This window comes from Endozoicomonas sp. SESOKO1, assembly GCF_024606265.1.
Lineage (GTDB): Bacteria > Pseudomonadota > Gammaproteobacteria > Pseudomonadales > Endozoicomonadaceae > Endozoicomonas.
Genome location: NZ_JAHHPP010000105.1, coordinates 1 through 4,448, shown reverse-complemented (window position 1 = coordinate 4,448; position 4,448 = coordinate 1). Strand labels below are relative to the sequence as shown.

Here is a 4,448-nt window from a genome sequence, read left to right as displayed (position 1 = left end):
TGCACGCCCAGATCTTTTGCGGTTCGTCCACATAGCCAGAAACCGATCACTGAAGCGACAACCAGAACCCCAAGGTATGTCCAGAGACTCAATCCCTGAAGGAGCAGGTAAAAGAACACGGCGGCAAGGGTGCCGAAAGTGCCGGGCGCTTTGGGTGCCAGCCCGCTGCCGCAGCCAAAGGCAAGAAAGTGAACCGGATTCTTCCAGCAGGTTTCTCTGGGCGTTATGCCCTGTTTGGTGGTGAGCGTCATGGAATTTATAATCTTTCAGAAATTAAAAATGAGTGTAGGCTTTTTTGGTCAGCAGGTTGCCCTGTGGGTCTCTTATTATTCCAGACTCATCATTAATCTGGCCAATGCAGGTTATACGACAGCCGTCTGACAGTTTGGAGGGCAGTGTCTGGGCCAGGGAGCGGGGGATAGTGAAACAGAGTTCGTAGTCGTCACCACCGGTCAGGGCCAGGGTGAGGGCGGTATCCTGATCATGGAACTGGCCAAGGGCAGCCGACATGGGAACCAGCTCGGGAGCAATTTCTGCGCCTGCGTTGCTGGCTTCAAGGATATGTCCAAGATCACCCAGCAGTCCATCGGAAATATCCAAGGCTGAGGTAGCACCGGCCTGGCGCAGCCATTGCCCGGCAAACAGACGAGGGGAAGGATACCAATAGCGATTTAACAGGTATTTAAGGTGTTTATTGCCACAGGTTTCCGGTGTCTCGCCGTTCAATACAGAAGGCAAGGCCCCGGCTGCATCCCCCAGTGTGCCGGTAATACAGATAAGATCACCGGGCCGGGCACCACGTCGTAACAGGGCCTGTCCTTTGGGAATAAGCCCCTGAACCTGCAGCGAAAGGGTCAGTGGTCCTTTCGTGGTGTCTCCGCCAATCAGGGGGACCTTAAATCGCTGGGCAAGCTGGGCAAGACCTTCCGAGAACTCTTTCAGCCAGAGTTCGGAAACCCTGGGGAGGGTCAGGCCAAGGGTAAAACTGTGCGGTTCTGCCCCCATGGCCGCCAGATCGCTGAGGTTGACAGCCAGGGCCCGGTAACCAAGGGCAAAAGGATCACATTCCCTGGGGAAGTGAACCCCTTCCACCAACGTGTCCAGTGACTGGGCAAGCTGCATGTTTGAGGGGATGTCAAAGAGTGCACAGTCATCACCAATGCCAAGGATGCTGCTGGTATATTGCCCTTGAATCTGTGCGATCTCAGGGCGAGCAAAGTAGCGTTTTATCAGCTCGAATTCGCCCATTATACCCGTGGCCATAAATCCCCATAAATGGTCAAGTCGTCTTCAGTGCCTGACAATGGCGTAAGCAGTTTATCAAAATGGATCATCTGCCTATTTATTTCGGTAGGCTTGTACTTCTTCAGCACGCAGGCGTGGTGCCAGCTTGTCGAGGATGCCGTTAATATAGCGATGGGAGTCCTGGGCACCATAGCGCTTGACCAGTTCAATGGCCTCATTGATCACCACCCGATAAGGAACATCCTCCTTCCGGTTGATCAGTTCAAAGCAACCAATGCGCAGGGCTGAAAGCTCCACCGGGTCGAGCTGGCTTAATGGGCGGTCCAATACCGCCGTCATCGCTTCATCAAGCTGGGTGGCCTGGCTGGGAACACCATGAATGATGGCACTGAAATAGTCAGCATCCACTTTGCTGAAATCATTGTCAGCGCGGAATTGCGCTTCAATCTGATTCAGTGGTGATTTGGCAATTTGCCACTGATAAAGCGCCTGAAGGGCCAGCTGTCGTGCTCTTCGGCGAGCCGATGGATTGAGCCGGTCAGCGCTCTTCTTTTGAAAGGGGGTGCCTTGTGGATTATTCATTGGCGAGGTACTCACCTCAAGCCTCCAGATTCTATAAATTGCATTAAAAACAGACGGGCGATATCCGATCAGTTTATATGATCGGATATCGCTCATTGAGATTACTTTGCTCTACTGAGAAGGTATTTTCATCAGATAAGAACTTATACCAATCGAACTTTCTAACTCCCTGGCAAGCACGATTGGTATTACTCCCTGAATGGAAGATACTCCACGACTTCCAGGTCAAACCCAGACAGTGCCGCAAAGCGAATGGGTGAGCTTAACAGGCGCATTTTGCCAACGCCCAGGTCCCGTAAAATCTGTGAGCCAGTACCAATGGCCTGATAAGCCCTGGAAATACCATCAGAAGACGTACGCTCATTGGCATCAATAAAGCGCTCCAGGGCCAGCCCCAGGTCCTGATGGCTGCCGGAATCCAGGAGCACAACAACCCCGGTGCCTTCTTCTGATACCCTGGCCATGGCTTTATGCAACGACCAGCTGGTGCGGGCACCTTCACTGTGGGCTGCCAGAAGGTCGCGGAACGGTTCCATGGCGTGGACACGAACCAGTGTTGGAGTGTCCGGAGTAATATAGCCTTTGCTGAGCGCCAGGTGTTTGCAGTCGTTGATACTGTCCTGATAAACCGAAAGGTTGAACTGGCCAAAGTCCGTATTGATGACTCGCTGCTCAACCTTGTCTACGGTTTTTTCATGGAGAATCCGGTAATGGATCAGGTCGGCAATAGTGCCAATCTTCAGGCCATGCTTCTCTGCAAACGCTTCCAGGTGCGGGCGGCGGGCCATTGAGCCATCTTCATTCATGATCTCAATAATGGCAGCTGCCGGTGTCAATCCGGCCAGGCGGGCAAGATCGCAACCGGCTTCCGTGTGGCCCGCGCGGCTCAATACACCGCCGGGCCTGGCCCGAAGCGGGAAAATGTGACCTGGCTGGACAATGTCCTCCGGGCGGGACAGTGGGTCAACCGCCGTTAAAATGGTCCTGGCCCGGTCCTGTGTGGAAATACCGGTGGTAACCCCTTCTGCTGCCTCAATAGATACGGTGAATGGTGTGCCATAGCCAGACTGGTTGTCAGAAGCACCCACCATTTGCGGAAGGCCAAGATAATCACAGCGATCGCCGGTGAGTGTCAGGCACAGAAGTCCCCTCGCCTCACGGGTCATGAAATTCACGATTTCCGGGGTGATTTTCTCCGCAGCGATGATCAGGTCACCTTCGTTCTCACGGTTTTCATCATCCATCAGTATGATCGGCTTACCGAGGCGAATATCCTCTAGTAGTTCTTCGATGGAGTTCAGCAGCATAATGTCCCTCTGATACCCGGCGGTGGTTTCCGGTGCAATTTTTTCAGCCCGGGCGTGAACCGGCTCGTGGTTAGCAAAAGCTGTGGCTATGGGGGCGCCATTCTACCTTTTTCATCATGTGATAACAGCAGTTTCCAACAAGGTTGCGACTATTTTTTCACCGCTCATACCGTTTACGGCTCCTGGTGGCCGCTATTCCGGAATTGGCCGTGCAGTGATTTTCCAGTCATTACCTATTGCCCGGATATCGTTGATAACCAGCTCTGTTTTTTCAGACATGAGATGCAGTGGCAAGTCAAGCAGTGGTCTTGCCTCTGAACCCATCAAAACCGGCGCCATGAAAACCATCAGCTCATCAATCAGGTTTTCAGCGATCATACTGCCAGCCAGCTGCGCCCCGGTTTCCAGCAGCACTTCGTTACATTCCCTGCGCCCCAGCTCTGCCAATAGTGCCGGGAGACTCACTCTGCCAGCTGTTATGTCATTATCTAAAACCAGTACTTCTGCGCCTGCCTGCTCCAGCAGGGCTTTTTTCTCAGGGCAGCATTGTGAGGTGGTAACGATCAGGCAATGTCCGGGACCTGAAATGACTCTGGCATTAACGGGAGTCCGCAGTGTGGAGTCCAGAACCACCCGCAGTGGCTGACGTTGGCAGATAGCTTCTGCATCGGCCAGGCCCAGTTCATCGGGGCGCACCGTCAGTGAAGAGTTATCGAGAAGGATCGAGCCTACCCCCGTGATAATGGCACAACTCTGCGCCCTGAGTTTTTGCACTTCGCTGCGTGCCATGGGGCCGGTAATCCATTGGGATTCACCACTGGCCATGGCGGTCCTGCCATCCAGGCTCATGGCCAGCTTGGCCCTGACCAGCGGCATGCCGGTAGACATACGCTTGAAAAAACCTTCATTGAGGACCCGGGCCTCCTCTTCAAGTACACCGGACAGGGTTTCTATCCCTGCGGCCTGAAGCAGGGCCATGCCTTTACCGGATACGGCAGGGTTGGCATCCTGTATGGCGGCAACCACCCGTGCGACACCGGCAGCCTTGAGTGCTTCTGCGCAGGGAGGGGTTCTGCCAAAATGGCTGCAGGGTTCCAGGGTTACATACGCTGTGGCGCCTTTGGCCTTCATGCCAGCCATCCGCAGTGCATGCACTTCAGCATGGGGCTCCCCTGCCTTTTCATGCCAGCCTTTCCCAACAATATGACCGTTGACGTCTACAATGACACAGCCAACTCTCGGGTTAGGCATGGTGGTATACCAGCCTGAGCGAGCCAACTCGATGGCCTTGGCCATAAAGCCTCTATCTGTTGC

The 4,448-nt window shown here is 54.0% G+C and carries 5 protein-coding genes; all 5 read right to left on the bottom strand.

Annotation, left to right across the window (positions count from 1 at the left end; genetic code table 11):
- The coding region (locus tag KDK13_RS05745; RefSeq protein WP_257284000.1) for a phosphatidylglycerophosphatase A at positions 1 to 251 on the bottom strand (251 nt) is incomplete at its 3' end.
- Positions 252 to 273: 22 nt separating this feature from the next.
- Positions 274 to 1,263 carry a thiamine-phosphate kinase gene (gene thiL, locus KDK13_RS05740; RefSeq protein WP_257283999.1) on the bottom strand — a complete coding sequence of 330 codons (990 nt, stop codon included), beginning with the start codon at positions 1,261 to 1,263 and terminating at the stop codon, positions 274 to 276.
- Between the two features lie 75 nt (positions 1,264 to 1,338).
- Positions 1,339 to 1,827, bottom strand: a complete 489-nt coding sequence (gene nusB, locus KDK13_RS05735; RefSeq protein WP_257284002.1) for a transcription antitermination factor NusB — start codon at positions 1,825 to 1,827, stop codon at positions 1,339 to 1,341.
- A gap of 188 nt (positions 1,828 to 2,015) precedes the next feature.
- Entirely contained in the window at positions 2,016 to 3,134 is a 1,119-nt protein-coding gene (ribBA, locus tag KDK13_RS05730; protein WP_257283998.1) for a bifunctional 3,4-dihydroxy-2-butanone-4-phosphate synthase/GTP cyclohydrolase II, read from the bottom strand.
- 192 nt (positions 3,135 to 3,326) lie between these two features.
- Positions 3,327 to 4,448: bifunctional diaminohydroxyphosphoribosylaminopyrimidine deaminase/5-amino-6-(5-phosphoribosylamino)uracil reductase RibD (gene ribD, locus KDK13_RS05725; RefSeq protein WP_373692216.1), on the bottom strand; the 1,122-nt coding region annotated here is incomplete at its 5' end.